24 protein-coding genes are annotated in these 20,302 nt (G+C 41.4%); 18 read left to right on the top strand and 6 right to left on the bottom strand.

Going from position 1 to position 20,302, the window contains the following annotated elements:
* Positions 1-87: 87 nt before the first annotated feature.
* On the bottom strand, positions 88-618 hold the full coding sequence (locus PG766_RS15770; RefSeq protein ID WP_009247529.1) for a helix-turn-helix domain-containing protein: 531 nt from the start codon (positions 616-618) through the stop codon (positions 88-90).
* 448 nt (positions 619-1,066) lie between these two features.
* On the opposite strand from PG766_RS15770, the gene PG766_RS15765 reads away from it, so the two are divergent.
* The 8 genes from PG766_RS15765 to PG766_RS15730 all read left to right on the top strand — a co-directional run bounded on the left by PG766_RS15765 (position 1,067) and on the right by PG766_RS15730 (position 8,295).
* Positions 1,067-1,255 carry a transcriptional regulator gene (locus PG766_RS15765; RefSeq protein WP_009247528.1) on the top strand — a complete coding sequence of 63 codons (189 nt, stop codon included), beginning with the start codon at positions 1,067-1,069 and terminating at the stop codon, positions 1,253-1,255.
* Positions 1,256-2,347, top strand: coding sequence for a site-specific integrase (locus PG766_RS15760; protein ID WP_009247527.1), 1,092 nt, complete (start codon positions 1,256-1,258; stop codon positions 2,345-2,347).
* Entirely contained in the window at positions 2,337-2,672 is a 336-nt protein-coding gene (locus PG766_RS15755; RefSeq protein ID WP_009247526.1) for a plasmid mobilization protein, read from the top strand. The genes PG766_RS15760 and PG766_RS15755 overlap by 11 nt, the downstream gene beginning before the upstream one ends.
* Entirely contained in the window at positions 2,662-3,816 is a 1,155-nt protein-coding gene (locus PG766_RS15750) for an AAA family ATPase (RefSeq protein WP_009247525.1), read from the top strand. The genes PG766_RS15755 and PG766_RS15750 overlap by 11 nt, the downstream gene beginning before the upstream one ends.
* 355 nt (positions 3,817-4,171) lie before the next feature.
* Positions 4,172-5,311 carry a plasmid recombination protein gene (locus tag PG766_RS15745; protein WP_019190307.1) on the top strand — a complete coding sequence of 380 codons (1,140 nt, stop codon included), beginning with the start codon at positions 4,172-4,174 and terminating at the stop codon, positions 5,309-5,311.
* Positions 5,312-5,337: 26 nt separating this feature from the next.
* Positions 5,338-5,715: a TnpV protein gene (locus PG766_RS15740; RefSeq protein WP_009247523.1), complete on the top strand. Its 378-nt coding sequence runs from the start codon at positions 5,338-5,340 to the stop codon at positions 5,713-5,715.
* Between the two features lie 453 nt (positions 5,716-6,168).
* A complete protein-coding gene (locus tag PG766_RS15735) occupies positions 6,169-7,713 on the top strand; it encodes an ATP-binding cassette domain-containing protein (protein WP_009247522.1) in 1,545 nt (514 codons plus the stop codon).
* Positions 7,714-7,797: 84 nt separating this feature from the next.
* Positions 7,798-8,295 carry a nucleotidyltransferase domain-containing protein gene (locus PG766_RS15730; RefSeq protein WP_009247521.1) on the top strand — a complete coding sequence of 166 codons (498 nt, stop codon included), beginning with the start codon at positions 7,798-7,800 and terminating at the stop codon, positions 8,293-8,295.
* Positions 8,296-8,725: 430 nt separating this feature from the next.
* Here the strand turns inward: PG766_RS15730 and PG766_RS15725 are convergent, their stop codons facing one another.
* Entirely contained in the window at positions 8,726-9,259 is a 534-nt protein-coding gene (locus PG766_RS15725) for a helix-turn-helix domain-containing protein (RefSeq protein WP_270591244.1), read from the bottom strand.
* Positions 9,260-9,476: 217 nt separating this feature from the next.
* Between PG766_RS15725 and PG766_RS15720 the strand changes: the two genes are divergently transcribed.
* From PG766_RS15720 to PG766_RS15680, 9 genes are all read left to right on the top strand, one after another.
* Complete coding sequence (locus tag PG766_RS15720) at positions 9,477-9,656, top strand: DNA-binding protein (protein WP_008374033.1); 180 nt, start codon at positions 9,477-9,479, stop codon at positions 9,654-9,656.
* 20 nt (positions 9,657-9,676) lie between these two features.
* Positions 9,677-10,777, top strand: coding sequence for a site-specific integrase (locus tag PG766_RS15715; RefSeq protein WP_270591242.1), 1,101 nt, complete (start codon positions 9,677-9,679; stop codon positions 10,775-10,777).
* Entirely contained in the window at positions 10,761-11,084 is a 324-nt protein-coding gene (locus PG766_RS15710) for a plasmid mobilization protein (protein ID WP_107000556.1), read from the top strand. Before PG766_RS15715 ends, PG766_RS15710 begins: the two co-directional genes overlap by 17 nt.
* On the top strand, positions 11,081-12,211 hold the full coding sequence (locus PG766_RS15705; protein ID WP_270591234.1) for an AAA family ATPase: 1,131 nt from the start codon (positions 11,081-11,083) through the stop codon (positions 12,209-12,211). Before PG766_RS15710 ends, PG766_RS15705 begins: the two co-directional genes overlap by 4 nt.
* Before the next feature lie 100 nt (positions 12,212-12,311).
* On the top strand, positions 12,312-12,545 hold the full coding sequence (locus PG766_RS15700) for a hypothetical protein (RefSeq protein ID WP_008374025.1): 234 nt from the start codon (positions 12,312-12,314) through the stop codon (positions 12,543-12,545).
* 71 nt (positions 12,546-12,616) lie between these two features.
* Positions 12,617-12,856 (top strand): hypothetical protein, encoded by a 240-nt coding sequence (locus tag PG766_RS15695; RefSeq protein ID WP_044999172.1) that lies wholly within the window; start codon positions 12,617-12,619, stop codon positions 12,854-12,856.
* A 169-nt stretch (positions 12,857-13,025) separates the two neighbouring features.
* Positions 13,026-14,318 (top strand): plasmid recombination protein, encoded by a 1,293-nt coding sequence (locus PG766_RS15690; protein ID WP_118523034.1) that lies wholly within the window; start codon positions 13,026-13,028, stop codon positions 14,316-14,318.
* A 289-nt stretch (positions 14,319-14,607) separates the two neighbouring features.
* Positions 14,608-15,567 carry a helix-turn-helix domain-containing protein gene (locus PG766_RS15685; RefSeq protein WP_008374019.1) on the top strand — a complete coding sequence of 320 codons (960 nt, stop codon included), beginning with the start codon at positions 14,608-14,610 and terminating at the stop codon, positions 15,565-15,567.
* 201 nt (positions 15,568-15,768) lie between these two features.
* Complete coding sequence (locus tag PG766_RS15680; protein ID WP_243022038.1) at positions 15,769-16,572, top strand: DUF3825 domain-containing protein; 804 nt, start codon at positions 15,769-15,771, stop codon at positions 16,570-16,572.
* Positions 16,573-16,967: 395 nt separating this feature from the next.
* On the opposite strand, the gene PG766_RS15675 is transcribed toward PG766_RS15680, so the two are convergent.
* The 4 genes from PG766_RS15675 to PG766_RS15660 form a co-directional block, all read right to left on the bottom strand.
* Entirely contained in the window at positions 16,968-18,158 is a 1,191-nt protein-coding gene (locus tag PG766_RS15675) for a site-specific integrase (RefSeq protein WP_005611123.1), read from the bottom strand.
* Positions 18,159-18,193: 35 nt separating this feature from the next.
* Positions 18,194-18,388: a DUF3173 domain-containing protein gene (locus PG766_RS15670; RefSeq protein WP_009265203.1), complete on the bottom strand. Its 195-nt coding sequence runs from the start codon at positions 18,386-18,388 to the stop codon at positions 18,194-18,196.
* A gap of 494 nt (positions 18,389-18,882) precedes the next feature.
* Positions 18,883-19,122 (bottom strand): helix-turn-helix domain-containing protein, encoded by a 240-nt coding sequence (locus PG766_RS15665; RefSeq protein WP_117961092.1) that lies wholly within the window; start codon positions 19,120-19,122, stop codon positions 18,883-18,885.
* 108 nt (positions 19,123-19,230) lie between these two features.
* Positions 19,231-19,542: a hypothetical protein gene (locus PG766_RS15660; protein ID WP_117891038.1), complete on the bottom strand. Its 312-nt coding sequence runs from the start codon at positions 19,540-19,542 to the stop codon at positions 19,231-19,233.
* Between the two features lie 224 nt (positions 19,543-19,766).
* Between PG766_RS15660 and PG766_RS15655 the strand changes: the two genes are divergently transcribed.
* A complete protein-coding gene (locus PG766_RS15655; RefSeq protein WP_005342894.1) occupies positions 19,767-20,126 on the top strand; it encodes a helix-turn-helix transcriptional regulator in 360 nt (119 codons plus the stop codon).
* Positions 20,127-20,302 lie beyond the last annotated feature (176 nt).

Here is a 20,302-nt window from a genome sequence, read left to right as displayed (position 1 = left end):
GTGTGAGAGGACGGCGGTTAGTCACCGCCTCCTACTCGATTGCCAAAGCATCTGTAGGGAGCTGCCAGTGGCAGGTCCTGTAGGTGCTTATTTATCTTTCAAGTGGTCTTTGAATGCTTCCACGAGAGCGTCACTTAATTCCTGTGATGGAACTTTTGCCCAACGCTGTGTGGTGTCGAACTCTGGATAATGGTAACGCCAGTTATCGTATTCTTCTCTGTTGATTTCTTCGGAAGATAGCTTGTCTGCCTGTTCTTTCCAAGCATACAGCATTTTGAGGAGTTCATATGCTTCTCTGCCTTTGTCCTTGTTGACCTTTAAGCATACCTCTCCGTCTGCTTCACTGACAGTAAGACCGTAAATATCTTCAAGGGTAAACAGAGTGTGCATAAGACCGATATAGCTGTCTATGTCAGGAACATCAAGAGCCTGTGGAGAAACATCAAGCACCTGTGCCAATGCATTTGTAAGGTCTGCTTTCGGTTTGCGTGTACCAGTTTCGTACTGTGCCAAACGCACATCAGCACTCTTTTCTGGAAAACCGATTGCTGTACCGAGATACTTTTGTGTCATACCACGCATTAGTCTGAAAAAATGTATTCTTTCGCTGATAGCCATAATGATACGCTCCTTTTATATTTAGTGAAATAAGTATAGCAGAAATGTTTAGTGGAAGTCAAGAAAAACCGAAACAAAAATGTTTAATATTTTCTTTGCAACCACTTGACAATAGCAAATATGTTTAGTAAAATAAATTACGAATTAAACAAATATGCTTAATGCGACAACTGAATGACCGTCCGAAAAGCCAAACCGCCAAGACCTCGTCGGAGCAAGTTCCGTATCGTTCGCTTGTGTGCAAGCACAAAAGCTCATTCGCTGCACTGCTCCTCCTCTTCCCCAAAAGTCTCCGACTTTTCGGGAACCCCTATACGAGCGAGCGCCTGATGTACTGCGGTGCATTGGGACAGCACAGCGCCTGCCGACAAGCAGGAGTGCCTGTTGGAACTTTAACACGGAGAAAGCGGCAAGCAAAAAATTATTTTAAGAAAGGAAGAAAAAGGATATGGAAAACAGATTTATCCGAGCCGAAGATGTGGCTCAGGAACTAAACGTATCAAAACCTTATGCATATAAACTCATCAGACAATTAAATGAGGAATTGAAAGCAAAGGGCTTTATTACGATTGCAGGGCGTGTAAATCGCCAGTATTTTTACGAAAGGCTCTACGGAGCAGGAAAGGGGGAAATGTAAATGCCGGTATTTAAGAATGAAGATAACGGTACTTGGTATGTGATGGCAAGGTATGTGAACTGGAAAGGGGAACGCAAGCAGAAATGCAAGCGTGGCTTTGCTACCAAACGAGAAGCACAGGAATGGGAAAGAATGTTCAAATTGCAGACTTCTTCAGACCTTGATATGAGTTTTGAAGCCTTTACGGAGCTTTATATCAATGATGTGAAGAACCGTTTGAAGGAAAACACGTGGCTTACCAAAGAGCATATCATACGCACAAAGATACTTCCGTATTTCGGGAAACTGAAAATCAGCGAGATTTCCACAAAGGAGATTATTACTTGGCAGAATGAAATGCTTGCCTATCGTGATGAGAAGAAAAAGCCTTATTCACAGACGTATCTGAAAACGCTGCACAATCAGTTGTCCGCCATTTTCAATCACGCTGTCCGCTACTATGAACTGCGTTCCAATCCTGCGGCAAAGGTGGGAAATATGGGACGTGAGGAACACAAGGAAATGCTGTTCTGGACAAAGGAAGAATACAAGAAATTCTCTTTTGAGATGATGGACAAGCCTGTTTCCTTTTATGCGTTTGAAATGCTTTACTGGTGCGGTATCCGAGAGGGCGAGCTGTTAGCTTTGACTCCGGCAGATTTCAACTTTGATAAGGAAACAGTCACAATCAATAAATCCTATCAGCGTTTGAAAGGGCAGGATGTGATTACTTCTCCGAAAACGAAAAAGAGCAACCGCACGATTAAAATGCCGAAGTTTCTGTGTGAGGAAATGAAAGAATATCTCGGTATGCTTTACGGATTGAAGAAGAAAGACCGTATCTTTACGGTGACGAAAAGCTATCTTCATCACGAGATGGACAGAGGGGCAAAGGCGGCAGGCGTGAAGCGTATCCGCATTCACGATCTCCGTCACAGCCACATTTCACTCTTGATTGATATGGGCTTTTCTGCGGTGGCGATTGCTGACCGAGTTGGTCACGAAAGTATTGATATTACTTATCAGTACGCACACCTCTTTCCGTCAAAGCAGATTGAGATGGCAGAAAAATTAGATGATTTAGGGAAAGGAGATTTTGAAAATGTCAGCTAAGAACAGAGATAACAAAAATCGTTGGAGGAATATCACAGTAGGGTTTCGAGTATCGCCCGAAGAAAACGAACTCATTAACAGAGCTGTAGCTCTATCAGGATTGCCAAAACAGGAGTATTGTTACCGCCGTTGCTTAAATCAGGATGTGGTGGTACAGGGCAATCCGAGAGTGTATAAGGCGTTGAAAACGGAATTTGCCACAGTCCTTGCGGAACTGAAAAGGATTGAAGCAGGAAAAGGTGTGGATGATGAACTGCTGAGTGTAATAGAACTGATTTCCATTATTCTCGGCGGTTTGAAAGGAGAGGATGCGAATGGAGAATAAAAAAGAAATGACTATTCCAAATGTATCTGCGGCAACAGATGCGGAACAGTCACTTTCCAAATGTACTGACAATAGTATAGTCAATCAGGATACGGATTTCAAGGGGTACGAGCAATCTTTTGAAGAAATGCAAAGGGAAATACTCAGACAGTTAGACCCTTCCTATCTGAAAACAGTATCAATGACAACGCTGTATGATACGGTGTTTGAGGTTCAGACACCACTTATCGACGGTCTGCTCCAAAGGGGAACTTACCTTTTCGTAGGTTCCCCGAAAGTGGGAAAGAGCTTTATGATGGCACAGCTTGCCTATCATATCAGCACAGGCACACCGCTTTGGGAGTATAAGGTGCGTAAGGCAACGGTGCTTTATTTTGCCCTTGAAGATGATTACCCACGTTTGCAGAAGCGATTGTTTCAGATGTTCGGTGCAAAGGAGACAGGCAATCTGTATTTCGCAACGGAATGTAAAACGGTCAATGGCGGACTGGAAGAACAGATAAGAGGGTTTATGAGGGAACACCCAGACACAGGCTTGATTATCATAGACACCTTAAAGCGTGTGCGTGAAGCAGGCGGAGCAGATTACAGCTACGCAAGTGATTATGATGTTGTGGCAAGGCTGAAAGCGTTGGCAGACAGTTACAAGGTTTCAATGCTTATTGTTCATCATACACGCAAACAAAAATCGGAAGATATATTCGATATGATTTCAGGCACGAATGGTCTGATGGGTGCGGCAGACGGTGCATTTGTTCTCAGTAAGGACAAGCGTACTTCCAACAATGCCACACTTGATGTTGCTGGCAGAGACCAGCAGGATATGAAAATCCATCTTGTAAGGGACAGCGAGCGATTGGTGTGGAACTTTGCAAAATCGGAAACGGAGATGTGGAAAGAACCGCCCGAACCTCTGCTTGAGAAGATAGCGGATACGCTCTTTTCGGAAAGTGACAGATGGGAAGGAACTGCTTCGGAACTTTGCGAAAGGCTTGCGGTGGATATAAAGCCGAATGTACTTTCTTTAAGGCTCAGTATCAACGCAAGCAGGCTGTTTCGTGATTACGGTATCCGTTATCAGAACAGCCGCACACACGACGGAAGAAAGGTTTCACTTTGGAAAGAAACCGAGCAGACGGCGTGACAAACGGTGTCAAAGGTGTCAATGTTTTTGAGAGCAGCACGCTGTGAAAAACATTGTCACCATCGTCACACTTTGACACCGGATAAAGTTTAGGGGAGTGTGCAGAGAGTGCCTTTTCAAAGGCGGCTCTTTGGTCTCGCCTGCTGGCTCGGTCGGTTCGCAGGCGTGTGTGCCACCGGCACACGCTCACCCCTCGGAGAGCCTTCGGAGAACGCAAAACCTGTTTACAGGTCGCATTTTTGATGGGTGTACCCGTCAAAAGTGCTTTTGCGTTACTTTTGACAAAAGTAACAAAACCTGAGAATGTTGAAATTTACAGATGGGAGATGAAAAAATGCAGAGAACGATAAGTGCAATGGTCGGTAAAGGCTCGGTCAATCACAATAGCCGAAAGTTCCGAGCAGAAAATGTAGACGGAACTCGTACTCATCTCAATATCGACTACTGCAATGAAAATATAAAGACAGTTTATCACGAATTGTTTGATGAAGCATTGGAAAGATACAATGCCAAGCAGATAAGGTCAGACCGAAAGATAAAAGATTATTATGAAAAAATCCGAAGTTCCAAGCAGGAAAAACCGTTCCACGAAATCATTTTACAGGTGGGCGGTAAGGGAAATATGAACGCCGATACGGAAAACGGAGAACTGGCAAAGCAGATTTTAGATGAATACTATCAGGGTTTTCAGGAGCGAAATCCACAGCTTCGGGTGTTCTCGGCTCATCTGCATATGGATGAAGCTACACCACATCTGCACATAGATTTTGTACCTTTTACCACAGGCAGCAAGCGTGGACTTGATACAAGAGTGTCACTAAAGCAGGCTCTTGCAACGCAAGGTTTTAAGGGCGGCAGTCGTGGCGATACGGAGTGGTCGCAATGGATACAGTCCGAAAAAGAACAGCTTGCGGCGGTGATGGAACGTTATGGGATTGAGTGGGAACATTTAGGCACACACGAAAAACATCTTTCTGTTTTGGATTATAAAAAGCAGGAAAGAGAAAAAGAAGTGGCGGCATTAGGTGCGAAAATCGAGCAGAAACAGATTGAATTTGATGTGTTGTCGGAACGAGTATTGAACTATGATAAGGCAAAAGACGAGCTGTCAAATCTTGAAATAGAGCTTGATACTGCACCGAAATATCAGTTGCCAGAACCAGAGAAATTTATGACTGCAAAGGCATATAAAACCAAAATGGCAGAGCCGGTTGTAAGGAAATTGAAGCAACTTGTCAAAACGGTGCTTGCCCGCTGCTTTGAGGGGTGGGACAACTATCATAGGCTGAATACAGCGAATGCACAGTTATACCGCACCAATCAGCGTTTGGAGAAAGTCAATGAAAGATTGACCGAAGAAAACAAAATCCTAAAAGCAGAAAATAAAGATTACAGCCTGCTCCGTAAGGTTTTTGGTCGCAAACAGATAGATGATTTGTTGGAGCAGGCAAGAACAGTTAAAGGTCGCAAGCGTGATAATACACGATCACGATAGACAAAAATCACAGGAGGAAAAGGAAAATGACAAAGACAATTTTTGAAGAAATGGGCGGAACTTATAGACAGGTGGGTGATTATTTATTGCCGAACATCACAGTACCAGCCGAAGAAGAAATAGAGCCGATTGGTTTATGGGGGAAACGACATGCAAGGCATTTAAAGGAACACTATAAAGTGTTATATATGAACCTGCTGACAAGCGGAAAGCTGCATAGTTATCTTGCAGAAGTCGATAAGCAAGCAGAGGATATGTTTCTTCGACTGGTAAAGGAATATGCCGACAGACAAGATGTGACGGAACAATTAAAGAAAGATAATCCCTACGAATGGATTGGAAGAATGAATAATATTCAGGCTTGTGTGAGGGAAGTTGTAGGAACGGAGTTGATTTACACATAAGCGTTTTACGGTATGGTGCTCCTGCGTTTGCTGGAGTGCTGTGGTTGTGGTTGTAAAGAGGTTGTGAAAGATTGAATTTCGTAATGGTTGGATGTATAATTAGGAAGTGAAAATTTTAATTTGCACTTCCATAAGGTGAAATGTATTGACACAAAAAATACAGTATGATAGTATTGCCATTAGAAGAAAGAAAGGCACATTTTGTGTAAGGTGAGGAAATGATTAATAGATAATTTGATTTAAGTAAGACACATATAGTTATTGAGCCTGTAGAGAATAGGTTTGTTTTGTGTACGCTTAAGTTGGATTATCGCAAGAGGCATTTCCTTTGTTTTCCTTTTGGAAAAGAAATAAGGGTCTATTTAGCGAGTCTATTTTTGCGTATGCAAAAAAGACTCGTTTTTGTGTGTTCAAAATAATAATTGGCTCAGACTTCGAAAAGGAGAAACTTTAATGTTGCAGATAAAAAAATTAAATTTAACACATAAAAAAGACCTGAGAATAATTCTTAATGATTTCAACCTTGTGCTAAATGATGGAGATAAGGCAGTTATTATTGGAGAAGAGGGAAATGGGAAATCGACATTAATGAAGTGGATATACAATCCGTCGCTTGTAGAAAACTATATAGAAGCAGATGGGGAAAGGATAATGGGACACGAACGTCTTGGTTATCTTCCGCAGGAGATGCTCGATGAAGATAAGGAAAAAACAATATACGAATATTTTTCTGAAGAGGAAATATTCTGGGAGAAAACGCCTAAAGAATTGTCTGTTATTGCGGGAAAATTTGGAATGAAAAATGATTTTTTCTACAGTAACCAGACAATGGGTAGTCTTTCAGGAGGCGAAAAAGTCAAGACACAACTTATGAGGCTTTTCATTCGCGATGTTTCTGTGCTGTTGTTGGACGAACCTTCCAATGACATCGACATTGCGACGCTTACATTACTGGAAAAAATCATAAATGACTGGAAGCACATTGTGCTTTTTATTTCACACGATGAAACGCTGATAGAGCGTACTGCCAACATGGTGATACATATCGAGCAGATTATACGAAAAACAAAGGCGAGATATACCGTGGCAAAGCTTCCCTATAGACGCTATGTGGAAGAACGGCTTCATAAATTTGAAATCCAAAAACAGCGGGCACTGAGTGACCGTAGGGAGAAAAAGATTCGCGATGAAAAATATCAAAGAGTTATGCAGAGTGTACAAGGTGCATTAAGAAGTTGTACCAGACAAGCACCGTCTGTTGCCAAAAACTTAAAGGACAAAATGCATACGGTTAAGGCAATGGAACGAAGATTTGAAAAAGAAGATGAAAATATGACTCAGATGCCGGAACAGGAAGAAGCAATCTTTGTCAAATTAGGGGATGAAAACTCACACATTCCCGCAGGAAAAACGGTCATAGAATATGAACTTTCAAAGCTTGTGACTCCGGATGGCAAAAGAATTTTAGCAGAAGGAATTCATTTAAAAATAAAAGGTTCAGAAAAAATCTGTATGATAGGAGCCAACGGGGCAGGAAAAACGACTCTTCTAAAAAAGATAGCGGAAGAACTCCTAAATCGGAATGACATTAAAGCAGAATATATGCCTCAAACTTATGAAGACCTGCTGGATTTGGATGTTACACCGGTTGATTACCTTGATAAAACAGGAGATAAAGAAGAGCGTACAAGAATTAGAACATACCTTGGTTCACTTAAATACACACCAGATGAAATGGAGCATCCGATTCGGGAGTTATCAGGCGGACAAAAGGCGAAAGTGCTTCTCTTGAGGATGAGCTTAAGTGGTGCAAATGTTCTTATTCTGGATGAACCGACAAGAAATTTTTCACCATTGTCCGGTCCGGTAATAAGAAAAATGCTCCGAGAATTTCCGGGGGCTGTCATTAGCATTTCTCACGATAGAAAGTATATTGAAGAGGTGTGCGATAAAATATATCAGCTAAATCCTAATGGATTACAGCTAATTGGTGATTGATAACAAAAAGGATGAAAGACTGACAAATTTCAGGCTTTTAGTGAGTTGGAAAGCATACAAAGATTTGAATTTGGAGGATAGATTATGGTACGTACAGAAGATGCATGTGAAATTATAAAATATGCTTTGCAAAACGAAATTAAAGTATATTTAGATGGCGGATGGGGTGTTGATGCACTTCTTAAAAGAGAATCAAGAATACACAATGATATTGATTTGTTTGTTGAACTGAAACATTATCATGATTATATTTATGTGATTAAGCAGCATGGATTTGAGGAAGTAAATACTGATTATACAACGGATGGTCATACTGTCTGGAAAGATGATAAACAAAGAATCATTGATTTACATTGTTTTGAATTTACAGATGACGGAATTGTTTATGAGGGAGATATATTTCCATCAAAAACTTTTTCCGGTATTGGAAAAGTTGGAGATATAACTGTTTCTTGTATTGAACCATTGAGTCAGGTAATGCTTCATTTGGGATATGAACACGATAAAAATGATGTGCATGATGTGATGCTGTTGTGTGAAACATTTCAAATAGCAATACCAGATGAATATAAGGAAAAGTAAAATTTCAGTTTTGTGTTGAATCTCTAAGCAAAATAGCTTATAATTTGACATGCTACATATAGTTATTATCCACAGTTATCGAGTAGGTGTTATCAATGCCGATAACAAAATGATAACATTAGCTCGTATAGGCAGGATAATATGGATATATCAAATAATCAAAAGAACGAGAAACATTACAGAGAATAATTCCTAAACAAAAAGCGTTAGTCTTTGTAGAGTTTGAGTGATGATATGAACTTGAAAAAGCCTTTATTTATGCGGAATGCAAGCAAATTTGTTTAAGCACTGGCAACGATTTGGCAACATTTCGGGTATCACTCACTAAATAACAGAATACTTCAATAACAGAAAAACCTTGCTGATTTTCAGAAATGAAGCTGAAAGTCGGCAAGGTTTTTTGTGTATTTCGAGACAAAAATAACACGCTCTATTGGGATTCAGTGTCCTTTTTCAAGGCTTCTGTGAGATAGTTGCTTAACTCCTTTGAGGGGACTACTTTATGCCAGTGATTCGAGGTATCTAATTCAGGATATTTATACCGCCACTGGTCGTATTCCTCTTTGGTTATCTCTCCCTGTTCCAGACGGGCAGCTTGTTCCTGCCATGCGTGGAACATATCAAACATGGAGGAATAGGTGGAGCCGGTGGACTTGTCCAGTCGCAGACACACTTCTCCGTCAATCTTTCCGATTTTCAGCCCGTACATATCTTCCAACGCAAAGAGCGTGTGCATAAGCCCGATATAGCTGTCAATCTCCGGGACTGTGATTGCTCGCGGGCTGACATCAAAGATATGTGCCATTTCTTTTACAAGGTCTTGCTTCGGCGTTCTGGCTTCTGATTCATACTGCGCCATACGGACATCAGAGGTCTTTCCGAGAAAACCGAGGATTTCGCCTAATTGCTTCTGCGTCATGCCTTTCCGATTGCGGAAAAAGCGGATTCGTTTGCCGATTGCCATAATAAAACCTCCGTTGTAGTTATAGTGATACAACCATTCTTGACTTAAACATTTCTGTTGAAGTTAGTATAACATGGTGCAATAGGAATAGCAAGAGGAACTTAAATAAAAAGAGTTAAGATTTTTCTGCAAACCACTTGACTTAACGGAATTTATTTAGTATTATGGATATAACTTAAACAAAAATAGTTAAATTGAGAAAGGGGAGGATAACCGAATGGTAGAAAAATCATTTATGACTGTGGAGGAAGTGGCAGCGGAATTGCGGGTGTCAAAGTCAAAAGCCTACCAGATTGTGCGGGAACTGAACGCAGAATTACAAAAACAGGGTTATTTGACGGTGGCTGGTCGTGTGAACGCTACATTTTTTCATAAAAAGGTCTGTTACAGCGATTAAGAGGAAAGGAGATGATTTGAATGGCTGTATACAAAGACAATGCTACGGGAACGTGGCGGGTAATCTATCGTTTCACAAACTGGAAAGGGGAGCGGAAGCAGACCCAGAAACGGGGATTTGCTACGAAGCGGGAAGCACAGGCGTGGGAGCATGAAGCCATGCTGAAACAGGGTGCAAAGCTGGATATGACGTTTGCCAGTTTCTTTGAGGTTTACGAAGCCGACAAGAAACAGCGTGTCAAGGAAAGCACATGGGAATCCAAAAGCCATGTAATCCGCACAAAGATTTTACCGTATTTCGGGAATCGGAAGATAGCGGAGATTGAAGCAAAAGACATTATCGCATGGCAGAATGAACTCATGGCGTACCGGGACGAGAAAGGGAAGCCCTATTCGGCGGATTATCTGAAAACCATACACGCCCAGCTTACAGCGATTTTCAACCATGCTGTGAACTTCTATAACCTGCCCTACAATCCGGCAAGGCGGGCTGGCACAATGGGAAATGAGGTTCCGAAAGAAATGGACTTCTGGACGAAAGAGGAATATCTGAAATTCTCCGAAGCCATGATGGATAAGCCCCGTTCCTATTATGCCTTTGAAATGCTTTACTGGTGTGGAATCCGCTCCGGCGAACTGCTGGCGCTTACTCCGGCTGATTTTGACTTCCAGAAGCAGACAGTCACAATCAGCAAGACATTTCACCGATCTAAAGGGAGTGATATTATCACAAGCCCGAAAACGAAAAAGAGTAACCGTACAATCAAAATGCCGCCATTTCTCTGTGAGGAAATGCAGGAATATATCAAAATGCTTTACGACATTCAGCCGAACGAGCGGCTGTTTACGGTCACAAAATCCTATCTCAATCACGAAATGGAGCGAGGGGCAAAGCAGGCGGGCGTAAAAAAGATTCGCGTTCACGACATCCGGCATAGTGCGGTTTCCCTGTTAATAGACATGGGATTTTCAGTGCTGGCGATTGGGGATCGTATGGGGCATGAAGCGGAGAAAATCACTTACCGCTACGCCCACTTGTTTCCTACGGTGCAGACGGAAATGGCAGAAAAACTGGAAATGGAGCGAATGACAAAGGAGGACGCAAATGGAAAGAACACTTGATTATAAAGGGCGGTGGCGCAATCATACAGTAGCGTTCCGGGTATCGGACGAAGAAGCGAAGCTGCTTAACGATTTGGTGGCATTGTCGGGTTTGACAAAGCAGGACTATATCACAAGGCGGCTGCTGTGCCGGGACGTAGTAGTACAGGGCAATCCGAGGGTGTATAAGGCTCTGAAAAATCAAATGGCGGCTATCTACGAGGAATTGAAGCGATTGGAAGCATTAAGCCCGGACAATGACGAACTGCTCTACACGTTGCAGGTAATCGCAATTACATTAGACGGTCTGAAAGGAGAAGATGAATGACAGAAAAAATGAAAACGACTGCTCCCGTATCATCTGTTGGCGCAGATGGGGCGCAGCCGCAATTAAAAAATTACAATGAAATTATAGCAAATGAAACAGCACAAATCAATCTGCAAGCCGCACAAAACCCGGAGAAATCCGGGAGCGGCGGGCTTCAAACCGTTTCCATGGCGGAACTGTATGATACACTCTACCCGCCGAGAACGCCGGTTGTGGACGGGTTTCTCTATGGCGGCACTTATCTTTTTGTAGGTGCGCCGAAAGTTGGGAAATCGTTCTTTATGGGACAGCTTGCCTATCATGTGGCAATGGGGCTTCCGCTGTGGGATTATCCTGTCCGAAAGGGTACGGTGCTGTATCTTGCACTGGAAGATGATTATGCAAGGCTTCAGCGGCGGCTCTCCGGTATGTTCGGTGTGGAATGTGCGGATAACCTGTACTTTGCGACACAGGCAAAGACCTTGAATGAGGGCTTAGACAAACAATTAGAGGAATTTCTGAAAGAGCATACGGACGCAAGGCTGATTATCATTGACACGCTCCAGAAAGTGCGTGAGGTCGGTGGGGACAGGTACAGCTATTCCAGCGACTACGAGATTGTGACAAAGTTAAAGTCGTTCAGCGATAAATACGGTATCTGCCTGCTGGTGGTTCATCACACACGCAAGTTGGAATCCGAGGACAGCTTTGATATGATTTCCGGTACGAACGGGCTGCTTGGAGCGGCAGACGGGGCGTTTATCATGCACAAGAAAAAGCGCACTGACAATGAGGCGGTCATGGATATAGTGGGGCGTGACCAGCCGGATCAGGAACTGACTATAGAGTTTGACCGGGAGCGCTGCGTCTGGAAATTCAAAAAGGCAGAAACGGAACTGTGGAAACAGCCGCCGAATCCCCTGCTGGAAGCAATCAACAATTTTCTGACAGAAGATAAGCCGGAATGGGAGGGGACAGCAACAGAACTTGTGAGCCAGTTGCCGGATATGCAGATACAGGCAAACGTGCTTTCCAGAAAGCTGAATGTAGTCAATAGCCAGTTGCTTAATGATTATGGAATTTTCTATGACAATAAGCGGGGGCATGAAAGGAAGATTATTCTGAAACGGCTTGAGCCGAGAGAGTAAAAGCGACGATATGCGTCGGTTGCGACGGTATTTTTTACAGCGGGCTGGTATAGAAAATATCGACGCTATCGACGCAAACCGACGCAGAAAGGATTAAGTGATGAAAAACGTGCAAATTCCTTATGAATTGTTTGTATCTCTGCTCCGCTATCATCTAATGGAAGATGATGATTGTCTGAATGAAATCCGGCAGGGATTGGAGCAGAAATTGGATTCGCTGGTGCGCCATGAATTATATGCGAAATATAAGACTGCGCCCACACAGGAAGAACGGGAAAAAGCCAGACAGGAATATCTGGAAAAACGTGGAGTGTCGGACAACTTCCGCTGGTAGTTTTCTTTTGATAATAGACAGGAGCGTGTTACGCTCCTGTGGATAGAAGACAACGAGAAAGGTGTGATTCAATGATAATTCAGCCAGAATGGGGAACTCGGAACGTGAACAAATATTTATACGAAAGTGAAGCCCGGAGGATTGCTGCACTCAACGAAATCTTTGGAGATGTGGAACTGACTGTGGCAGAAATGCGGACGCTGGTATGGCTTGCCGGATGGGAGGAATGTACGGTGGAAAACGTACTTTCGGCTATCCGAAAAGCTATGGCGGCGGAAGCAAAGCGGCGGGAACAGCCGCTCCGTCCGTAGGACGGAAAAGCCCTCGGCAGAGCGCAAAGGCAGTTTTTGATGGACGGAACGGCTGTCAAAAGTGCTTTTGCGTTACTTTCGGCGAAAGTAACAAAGCCTATGCGCCGTATCCGGCGCTGATTACCCGGACAGGGAGAAAGGATATTGATTGAAGCGAACGATCAGCTTTATGACAGGAAAAGGCTCTGTCAACCATAACAGCAGAAAATTCCATGCAAAGAATACTGACCCGGAGCGAAGTTGTCTGAACGTGGAATACTGCAACGAAAATGTTAAAGACGTATATCACGAATTGTTTGATGAAGCACTTGCCCGGTACAATGAGAAACAGACCAGAAGTGACCGCCGGATTGATGATTATTACAATAAAATACTGCGTGGAAAGCAGGAAAAACCATTCCATGAAATCATTGTGCAGATAGGCGATAAGGACAATATGGGGGCAAAAACAGAGGACGGACAGCTTGCGGCAAAGGTACTTGATGAATATATGCAAGGTTTCCGGCAGCGCAATCTCACTTTGAGAGTATTTGCTGCCTATCTTCACATGGACGAAGCAACGCCCCACTTGCACATAGATTTTGTACCGTATACGACAGGAAGCAAGCGGGGGCTTGATACAAGAGTATCACTGAAACAGGCGTTATCTGCTCTCGGCTTTAAAGGCGGTACAAGACGTGAAACAGAATTAAATCAGTGGGTGGCTTATGAGAAAGAACAGCTTGCCGTTGTCATGCTGGAACATGGGATTGAATGGGAGAAGAAAGGCACACATGAAAAGCATTTATCCGTCTTGGATTTTGAGAAAAAGGAGAGGGCAAAGGAAGTTGCAGAGTTGGAAGCGAAGAAAGCGAAATTGCAGGAAGAAAATGCCGCTTTTCAAGAAATCAACGAAGATTTGCATGAACAGTTGTTACAGGTTGATGATGAGATTCGCTCCTTGCAGGAAGATTTACAGGAGTCCCGGCAGGAAGCAGAGAAAGCGCAGAAGCAGGCGGATAAATACCAGAAACGCATGAATGAACTTGCCCCTATGGTTAAGAACATGGAGAAGCTGGCGGCAGATTTTTCCGCAGATCCGGAGCAGACGCTTCCAGAAGCGGCGGTTGTAGAATCTGCAAAATCATACCGGGAGAAAAAGGCGAAACCTCTTGTAGTGAAAATGGTTCAAGTTATGCGCTCTATCTATTCGGCGTATCTGGATATTTCAAACAAATTTACGAAGCTGCAAGCGGCTTATAACAGGGAACGGAGCGGAAACGAGCGGTTGACAAACAGGCTGGAAGAAGTTTTAGACGAAAACAGGGAACTGCGGATAGTGGTGGCAGATTTTGGACGTATAAAGGCGGTGGTCGGCTCTGAAAAGGTAAACGCTGTTATTAACCGGGCGAAGCAACAGGAACAGATAGAAGCCGAGCAGAAACGGGCTATAAGGAGAAAATACAATCGGGAAGCCCGCTGACAGGCAGAGGGCTGCTTAAAGCCCTCTTAGCTGCCATGAAGCGAATCTCCGCCAGTTAGTCAAGAGCGGCGTAGTCGTTCAGTTTACTCTTGACTGGCTGGTGGGGATTTGCTATTTGTTTTTAAAATTACATGGATAATTGAGCAGGTATCTGGTAAAATGACCTTGCAGTATGAGAAAATTTAATTAGACAATCGTGTCTAATGGCGAAAATAGGGCATTTCTCGCTTTGTGTCGTGTTTTGCTGTAGACATTTATGGTAATGTGCAAGTGAAAGGAGGGGAAAGGAATGGATACGAAAAAGATAGGAGAATTTTTAAAGGTGCTTCGTAAAGAACGAGGATTAACACAAGAACAGCTTGCAGAAATTCTTCTTGTATCGGGAAGAACGATCTCTCGGTGGGAAACAGGAACCAATATGCCAGATTTAAGTATCCTTATCAAAATGGCAGAGTTCTATAATGTAGAAGTGAAAGAAATTTTGGACGGAGAAAGGAAAAGCGAGAGTATGGATAAAGAATTGAAAGAAACATTATCTAAAGTGGCAGACTATAACAAACTGGAAAAAGAGAGGGTAACAAAAGCCGGAAATATTGCATTTGGTCTAACCTTTGCTATTTGTGCGGCTGTGATAATTATTCAGCTTCTCATGGTGGGAGAATTGGCGATTGTGGCAGGAGAAACTGCTGTTTTACTTGTTGGTGGAGCGGCTTATATTGGAGTGATGACCTACAATGGAGTTTGGGAGACTGGTTCCAGATTCAAAAGTACGCCATTTACAGATGCGTTGATAGCTGTGATATGTGCCGGAGTATTTGCGGTGGCATTGGTTATTTGCTATATCAGATTAGGCGCAACAACGTCTCAAGCGGTTCATAGCGCACTTATATTTTTTGTGGGAATTGCCATAGTTGGTTTTGGGGTATTGAGAATACTGGCTTGTTTCAATCATAAAAGAAGAGAAAAAAGTATGCCGGACAATGAGACTGTACTGGTTAAAGAGCAACAGCCTGTAAATGTATTTATAGCGGACGGAAATATGCAGGCGGAAATGATAATAAGTACATTGAAAGATAACGGTATTATGGCATACGGACAGGATTTAGGAGATGCCGGATTTGCGTCTGTACGTTATGGCATGGGCAGAGGTATTGATGATAGGATTGCAATTATTGTACCCAGTGATAAAGCGGATAATGCAAAGCAAGTGATAAAGGAAATGGGGCTGGAGCAGAATGTTACGCATTAGGCGCTCCGAAAGACTTATTTTTCAAGGGATTTCAGAGATGATAAAAGGTGCTGCGATACTTTAATCTAAATCTCCGAAAATGAGCTTCTATTGCGTAACATTTCAAAAATAGGTTGTTAATCTGCGAGGATTTGCTATAATAAGGATGTAGAAATGGTTGCGATAGACTAAGCTGATTTTATTTTGAATGGAGAAAAATATATGCGTCTTAAGGATTGGAGTTTTTTGGGCAATTATGAATTTTTTACAAATAGATTACAAATGTTGGCAACGAATGATTTACCGGCTGAAAAATGGAGTTATGCAGGAAAAGAAGATTTTGGTATCTTGAGAAATTATCTGTATTTTACTTTTGAAAAATTGTGGAAAGAACGAGAAGAAGCTCCTGACAGTGATAAGCAAAAGTATATTTATATGGATGATAAAGTGGGTTGTTTTAATACAGGATTATATGATAAGACATGGCAGCCAATTTACTTTTATTGCATTAAAAATCCGATAGCTGGATTTCAAGAGTGGAGATTTACTGCGTTTTACAATAGTTACACGATAAAATTTGCAGATATTTCTAATTCTGCTGCATTAGATTTGCAGAGAGCAAGTTATTTTGATGATCCGAGTGCGTTAATATATGATATTAAGTTAGACATCATTCCACAGTGGGATCATATATTGTATGACGAGGAAAATTTTTTGAGAATACCTGAACAGTTACGTGCTAATGGTAAAGAGTTTTGTCAGAATTTAATTGATGGGGCTATCAGGTCAGTTAAGAAGCGCATAGAAGCTAATTATAAAACGGTTGTTCCGCAATTTTATAATGACAAAATTCAATTGTTAGCTCCTTTATACTTAACGAATCCAGATAAACCAGATTTAGCTTTGGTTTTATCTCTGAGTGATGATGGAATCGTTTATTATGGACATACATGTCTTACAACGGAAATGGCATATAATAATGCGAGACTAATTGCCCGTCCAGACAGTTATTGGCTTCAGCCTTAAATATTATTGGCTTCAGCCTTAAATATTAGTTGACTTTTTGATGAAAACTGGATATACTATATTTGTTAGGTAAGTTAGCTATATGGTTATGCATTACTAGATAAGATTGTATTTTGATAATTGTTGTGTAATGTTATGTTTGGGGCAATAATCTTTTGGGATTATTGCCCCAAAGTTTTAGACAGAGTGGCAACATTTTGGCAACAGAAAATCAGCAAGCCAGAATAAATGATGTAATTGAAGTAAAAAACGGTGTGTATTTGCATAAAGCTTAAACAAATATAGTTAAGAGCAACAAAGGACACGCCGAGTTTGAATAGTTGAAGCTGAGCTGTAAAGCCTTTGTTTACAAGGGTTTTACAGCTTTTCCTTTATAGGATTGCATTTTCATTGCATTATTTTTCTTCAACTGTTCTGTGATAGATTGCTGTATGTTGATTGCTGGTATAATTAGCAATGCTTTCAGTAGCAGATTGTACTTGTAATATTCCAGTCAGCTTTTTAGCAACTTCAAGATTCGTATTTGGATACAGATGACCATAAGTGCCGAGTGTTGTCTGTATTTTTTCATGTCCTAAACGTTCCTTGATAAGTAAAGGATTTTCGCCCATGCTGATAAGTAATGAAGCGTGTGAATGTCGCAAGGCATGAATTTTAATACGATGAACACCTGCTAAATTTGACAACTTTTCCAAAGCTCTGGGAAGCGTTGTTTTACTGGTTGGAGTTCCGTTATAACTTAGTACAAGTGGACAATCGGGAAGAACCTGTTGCTGAACACTTTGCCAAGCCTTTAGCTCATTGAGTGTATCTGAATCAATATAAATAGTACGGATACTTGCCTGTGTTTTCGGCTCAACGAATTTATAGTCCGTCATTGTTCGGTAATATAATGTTTTGGTAATGCTAAGCAAGCCTGTTTCAAAATCTATGTCTGACCAATGTAATGCTGACGCTTCGCCAATTCGCATACCAGTCATAAATAATAACCAGAACGATATAAACAGATAATGCTCATAATAGTCTTTCTTACAGAGTAAGGATATAACTTTTTGAAATTCTTCTAATGTCCAGAAATCAACTTTTGTTTTCTTGCTTTTGATATTTCCTATCATTCGAGAGGGGTTTTTCTTTGCAATCCCAAGCACGATCGCTCTGTCAAATGCAATGGAAAGCATTCCCTGTACGATACGAATGTAATTAGGACTAAAATCTTTTGCAAGTTTCAACTGCCAGTTTTGAACATGGATAGGTTCGATTTCGTCTGTTTCCATTTTGTAGAAATAGGAAAAATGTTTCTTGATGGTAGTAGCACGATTAAGATAAGTGCTTTCTTTTACCTGTGTTTTATACCATGGCAGGTAGGTTTCTTCTATAAATTGCTGAAAAGAAACGCCATCTTTTTTTGTTGTTAATTCTTCGGTAGAAGCTAACACCAGTTTTGAATATTCTTCCTTTGCTTCTTTTTTCGTTCTGAATCCACTTCGGTATTTCTGTATCTGTTTTCCGGTAATGGGATTGTAGCCTAAATTAGCTCTGAAATAATAAGTTCCGTTATCTGCTTTCTTAATAGGGTCTTTTGCCATGATTTCACTCCTTACATGATATGCAAGAAGTACAATCAATCGTTTGTGTCTGATAATGTAATCCCTAATAATTCTTCCACGGCTTCTTTGGGTACTCTGTCCAATTTACGGGATTGGTAATAAGTATGCCCTTTTTCAATCATAAGTTTTTTTGCTTTTCTTATGATGTCTGCCGAGAAAGAAGTTCCATAACCTAGTGCTATGAGGTCTTTTTTTGTTACGGTAATCATAATCCTCCTTTCCATAGACCAGATAAGGAAATCTCAATATCTTGTCTATCAGTATATCAAATGATGAGCAAAAAAGCTCTATTAAGATGATTTTTTCTTGCAAAATCGTTGTTAGATAGTTTTACAAGCAATCAGACGGCTTCGGCAAGCTCCGCTGGTATCTCAACCATTCCCATTCCTGTGGGCTGAACCGTGTCATACGGGTGTATCATTATCCTGTGTTGCAGGTCATGGCAGAACGACTTTTCCAACGGTCGCTCCCAGATCATTGCATGAATCGCTATCTCCCGATTGGAAAAGTCACGGCGTACAACCTCTGATGGCTCACTGCAAGCACAAACGTATCTGACTGCTTTATTCACTTGTCAAAGAACTGTTAGGCTCTTGTCAGCCTGTATCAATTCATTTTTACAAATGGACTGATACAGAATGATAAGAAAAAGCGGAACAGGAAAGAGGGGAGTTTATTAAATCATGCTCCGCTCAAATATTACTTAATGTTCGTCTATTTCAAATTCACATATCATTTTCAAAAGGGCTTCTCTGATACGTCCCTTTAATTCCATATCAACCACAATGTATACGTTACCGTATTCATCATAAAATGGGCGTAAACAACATTTTGATATGTAGGCTTCATAGAACAGCAACAGCTTTTCTATGGCAGTTTCGTTACCGTCCACGGCTGATGATATGAGAAAAAATGATGGAAGTGTGTGTTGCTTATTTTTCATTTGTTTTCTTCTCCTTTAACTGCTTTTTGATTTCTTCAAGTGAATTTCTTCTGTGCCTGTATGATGTGCTTCGGTTGATGTTCAGCTTTTCGCCTATCTCCGAATCGCTCATATCCAAGAAAAAAACATCAATACAATGTTCCGGCTCTGCTCCGGCAACTGTTTCAGTGCTTCTGCAAGTTCTTCGTCAAGTACATGGATTTCTGTACCGCACACATCGAATGTTGTATATTCACTTTCGTAATCGTCCCATACAATCAATTTCTCAACAACAATCTCTGGAAGCTCACAAAAGGATACTTCCTTTGCCTGTCGTCTGGCTAATTCCTTGCGGTAGTTACGGACAATGCCTTTCACAACCTTTTTGAGCTTACAGTCAAACTGACACTGTATTGTCTTTTGGAAGTCTGATGGTTTCAAAATCACACCCCCTTTCTCTATAAAGTGAAAAGTATGTATCCCTCTTTCTGCACCATATCTGTACGGCAGGGTGTGATTTGTTGCAGAAAAAATTTTTTGTAAATATGAAAACAGCCTATTTGCATCAATAACAAATAGACTGTTTTTAAAACATCTGATATATGAGTTTTTAATACATTCTAATCGCACAACATGAAGTATAAACTCATGCTAGGTGATTAAAAATGAGAAAAAAGAAAGATACACATAGCTTTGATTTTCGTCCTTTAGGACTGGCAATCAGAGAAGCCAGAGAGAAAGCAGGGCTTTCCAGAAATGATTTAGGCGATAAAGTCTTTTACGGAGAACGTCATATCGCAGATATTGAAAATATCGGAAAACACCCTAGCTTTCAGTTATTCCATGATTTAGTTACAATGTTCAATATATCTGTTGACGAGTATTTCTATCCAGCGAAGAATGTTGAGAAAAACACAGCCCGCCGTCAGATAGATTCGTCACTTGATTTATTGAGTGATAATGAATTAAAAATCATTCAAGGTACGATTGACGGTATCTTGAACAGCAGAGAGAATAAGAAGTGATTTGCTTCTTGTTTTCTCTGTTTTCCTATACAGATTCTTCAACATTTATTTGTTGAGCTGCTCCGCAGGCAACAAATAAGAGCCGACTATCCTTATTTCTTTATCGTAAATTTACTTGTTACACAGTAATGAAAAAAGGGGCTGTCGCACTAATTAGTGCGCAGCTCCTTTTCTTG

Origin of the sequence: Coprococcus sp. LG101-27 (assembly GCF_027695515.1) — a bacterium.
GTDB classification, from domain to species: domain Bacteria; phylum Bacillota; class Clostridia; order Lachnospirales; family Lachnospiraceae; genus Allocoprococcus; species Allocoprococcus comes.
Note: the sequence above shows the minus strand (reverse complement) of the source record. Positions and strands in the feature narration are given on the sequence as shown.

Excerpts from the sequence above, each read along its gene's own strand:
- PG766_RS15710 (WP_107000556.1), top strand. The coding sequence starts at position 10,761 with ATGGAAAGAACACTTGATTATAAAGGGCGGTGGCGCAATCATACAGTA.
- PG766_RS15665 (WP_117961092.1), bottom strand. The coding sequence starts at position 19,122 with ATGAAAAATAAGCAACACACACTTCCATCATTTTTTCTCATATCATCA.
- PG766_RS15735 (WP_009247522.1), top strand. The coding sequence starts at position 6,169 with ATGTTGCAGATAAAAAAATTAAATTTAACACATAAAAAAGACCTGAGA.
- PG766_RS15690 (WP_118523034.1), top strand. The coding sequence starts at position 13,026 with ATGACAGGAAAAGGCTCTGTCAACCATAACAGCAGAAAATTCCATGCA.
- PG766_RS15685 (WP_008374019.1), top strand. The coding sequence starts at position 14,608 with ATGGATACGAAAAAGATAGGAGAATTTTTAAAGGTGCTTCGTAAAGAA.
- PG766_RS15745 (WP_019190307.1), top strand. The coding sequence starts at position 4,172 with ATGGTCGGTAAAGGCTCGGTCAATCACAATAGCCGAAAGTTCCGAGCA.
- PG766_RS15700 (WP_008374025.1), top strand. The coding sequence starts at position 12,312 with ATGAAAAACGTGCAAATTCCTTATGAATTGTTTGTATCTCTGCTCCGC.
- PG766_RS15730 (WP_009247521.1), top strand. The coding sequence starts at position 7,798 with ATGGTACGTACAGAAGATGCATGTGAAATTATAAAATATGCTTTGCAA.
- PG766_RS15695 (WP_044999172.1), top strand. The coding sequence starts at position 12,617 with ATGATAATTCAGCCAGAATGGGGAACTCGGAACGTGAACAAATATTTA.
- PG766_RS15715 (WP_270591242.1), top strand. The coding sequence starts at position 9,677 with ATGGCTGTATACAAAGACAATGCTACGGGAACGTGGCGGGTAATCTAT.
- PG766_RS15720 (WP_008374033.1), top strand. The coding sequence starts at position 9,477 with ATGGTAGAAAAATCATTTATGACTGTGGAGGAAGTGGCAGCGGAATTG.
- PG766_RS15765 (WP_009247528.1), top strand. The coding sequence starts at position 1,067 with ATGGAAAACAGATTTATCCGAGCCGAAGATGTGGCTCAGGAACTAAAC.
- PG766_RS15770 (WP_009247529.1), bottom strand. The coding sequence starts at position 618 with ATGGCTATCAGCGAAAGAATACATTTTTTCAGACTAATGCGTGGTATG.
- PG766_RS15755 (WP_009247526.1), top strand. The coding sequence starts at position 2,337 with ATGTCAGCTAAGAACAGAGATAACAAAAATCGTTGGAGGAATATCACA.
- PG766_RS15750 (WP_009247525.1), top strand. The coding sequence starts at position 2,662 with ATGGAGAATAAAAAAGAAATGACTATTCCAAATGTATCTGCGGCAACA.
- PG766_RS15705 (WP_270591234.1), top strand. The coding sequence starts at position 11,081 with ATGACAGAAAAAATGAAAACGACTGCTCCCGTATCATCTGTTGGCGCA.
- PG766_RS15725 (WP_270591244.1), bottom strand. The coding sequence starts at position 9,259 with ATGGCAATCGGCAAACGAATCCGCTTTTTCCGCAATCGGAAAGGCATG.
- PG766_RS15680 (WP_243022038.1), top strand. The coding sequence starts at position 15,769 with ATGCGTCTTAAGGATTGGAGTTTTTTGGGCAATTATGAATTTTTTACA.
- PG766_RS15655 (WP_005342894.1), top strand. The coding sequence starts at position 19,767 with ATGAGAAAAAAGAAAGATACACATAGCTTTGATTTTCGTCCTTTAGGA.
- PG766_RS15670 (WP_009265203.1), bottom strand. The coding sequence starts at position 18,388 with ATGATTACCGTAACAAAAAAAGACCTCATAGCACTAGGTTATGGAACT.
- PG766_RS15675 (WP_005611123.1), bottom strand. The coding sequence starts at position 18,158 with ATGGCAAAAGACCCTATTAAGAAAGCAGATAACGGAACTTATTATTTC.
- PG766_RS15760 (WP_009247527.1), top strand. The coding sequence starts at position 1,256 with ATGCCGGTATTTAAGAATGAAGATAACGGTACTTGGTATGTGATGGCA.
- PG766_RS15740 (WP_009247523.1), top strand. The coding sequence starts at position 5,338 with ATGACAAAGACAATTTTTGAAGAAATGGGCGGAACTTATAGACAGGTG.